A 2,172-nucleotide genomic window follows, 5' to 3' on the forward strand; every position below is an offset into this window, starting at 1 on the left:
TACAACACCCTTTATGAACAACACCTTACCAACCTAAAGCTGCAAGGTAAACGACCCGCGACCATTGATGCCTATTCCCGTGCGGTTCGTCGGATCACCGCTCATTTCGACCGAGCCCCTGATACATTAACGACCTCTGACCTCAAACAGTTCTTCGCGTCTCTTATTCAAACCCACTCGTGGAGCACCATAAAACTCGATCGTAATGGCTTGCAGTTTTTCTATCGCTACACGCTCGATAAACAGTGGGAGTGGCTCAATATCGTCAAGCCGCCACAAGTAAAACGACTGCCCGACATACTGACACCACAGCAAGTCAGCTCGCTGATTACTCACACTCGACAAGCACGTTATCAGGTGTTTTTTCTTACTCTGTACAGCATGGGGTTACGACTCAGTGAGGGATTAAATCTTACGGTTCATGATATCGACAGCCAAACAATGCGCGTTCACATACGGGAAGGAAAAGGCGGAAAAGACCGAATGGTGCCGCTTCCGCAGCGAACGCTTAAGGCACTCCGCACGCACTGGCTTACCCATAAGCATCCTTGCTACTTATTTCCTGGACTTGGTACATGTCACGACACCCCCATGGATCGTGGCGGAATTCAAAAGACGATGAAACTTGTACTTAAAGAGTGTGGTATCAAAAAGCATGCGAGTCCTCATTCACTCAGACATTGCTTCGCAACGCACTTACTTGAGCAAGGAGTCGACCTGCGTTCACTGCAATCACTGCTCGGTCATGCAAGCCTCAACACCACGGCACGATACACCCGAATGACTCAGATAAAGCAGCGTGATGCGGCAATGGCCATCAACCAATTAACGGATGATCTAGACTTAACATGGAGCATAAAATGAGTACTTTCATTGAACTGCTTCGCCAGCATCATCGTGCGCTTAAGCATCACTATCATGCGCAGATAAATGGCGATATGCATCGAGCTATTGGGGCGATGCTCCGTTGCAAAACAGAGCAACAAGGACGCTCACAATGGTTCTGCAGTCACTGCCATCACGATGACCGATTGCCTCTTTCTTGTGGTCATCGCCATTGCCCTCAATGCCAACAACGCACCACTTCTGACTGGCTACAGCGTCAACAGCAAAAACGGTTACCTGTTCACTATTTCATGGTGACCTTCACTTTACCGTATCAATTGAGAGTGCTGGCAAGACATCAACCTAAAGCGATATATAACGGTATGTTTAAGGTGGCATCAGGGGTATTAAAGGATTTTGCCAACCGACAACGGCAAGGTGAACTTGGTTTTACCGCCGTGTTGCATACTCACAGCCGACAACGAAACTTGCACCCACATCTGCACATTATCGTGGCGGCAGGCCAATACGACGCGTCGAGGCAAACGTGGCACAAAGGCAACAAGCATTACCTCTTCAACGCGTTTGCTTTGGCCAAAGTATGGCGAGCAAGAATGCTAGAGGCCATTAATCAACACCCAACGTTGTGGCTGCCGAGTGGCATACCCAAACAATGGGTGGTCGATTGCAGACAAGTAGGATACGGTCAGGCTGCACTCAACTATTTGGCGCGCTATCTCTATCGCGGTGTGCTGCCTGATGAAGACATCATCAGTATCACAGATGATACTGTCACCTTCCGCTATAAAGAGAGTCAGACCAATGCATGGCGAACGCGCACCTTGCCCATTCTGAAGTTTTTGCTGCTCATTTTGCAACACGTGCTGCCCAAAGGGTTGCAGAGAGTACGAGACTACGGATTTTTACGTGGTCAAGCTCACGCCTTAAGAGCCCGCATTCAACTGCTGTTATTGAACTTGGTCTATATGATGCCGCCGCTAACGGCACCGATAAGGAGCAAAGCGATAAGAATCTGCCCTTGCTGTGAGCATGAGATGGCGTGTGTTGGAGTGAGCCGACCCATGTAGCCGAAAGGCATTTGATAATAAGGAGAATGGCATTGACGAAATCAAAGGAGATGTGACGACGAAAGAAACGAAAAATAGCTAACTGGTTGATAAGATTGCTATCGCAACCTTATCTTGACCCCGCTCGCCTTGAGAAAAGCCTCAAAGCGATGTGCCCTTCAAGTTCAATCGTACAATTTACTTAACAAAGTGGCTTCGGGCTTGTTCAACACTCGGGATTTAGTGTTGGCTGCGCAACACCTTAATCCTTATTTGTTAG

At 48.3% G+C, this 2,172-nt stretch carries 2 protein-coding genes; both read left to right on the plus strand.

The features are described from left to right. Positions 1-864 (plus strand): site-specific integrase (locus AB4585_RS22125; protein ID WP_102398431.1); only part of this gene is annotated, 864 nt, incomplete at its 5' end. Further along, entirely contained in the window at positions 861-1,913 is a 1,053-nt protein-coding gene (locus AB4585_RS22130) for a transposase (RefSeq protein ID WP_102332453.1), read from the plus strand. The genes AB4585_RS22125 and AB4585_RS22130, both read left to right, overlap by 4 nt. Positions 1,914-2,172: the final 259 nt, after the last annotated feature.

Origin of the sequence: Vibrio sp. 10N.222.49.C9, from assembly GCF_041474985.1 — a bacterium.
GTDB lineage: Bacteria > Pseudomonadota > Gammaproteobacteria > Enterobacterales > Vibrionaceae > Vibrio > Vibrio crassostreae_C.

Bases quoted from the DNA above. Each gene is read 5' to 3' on its own strand.
- AB4585_RS22130 (WP_102332453.1), top strand. From the start codon at position 861: ATGAGTACTTTCATTGAACTGCTTCGCCAGCATCATCGTGCGCTTAAG.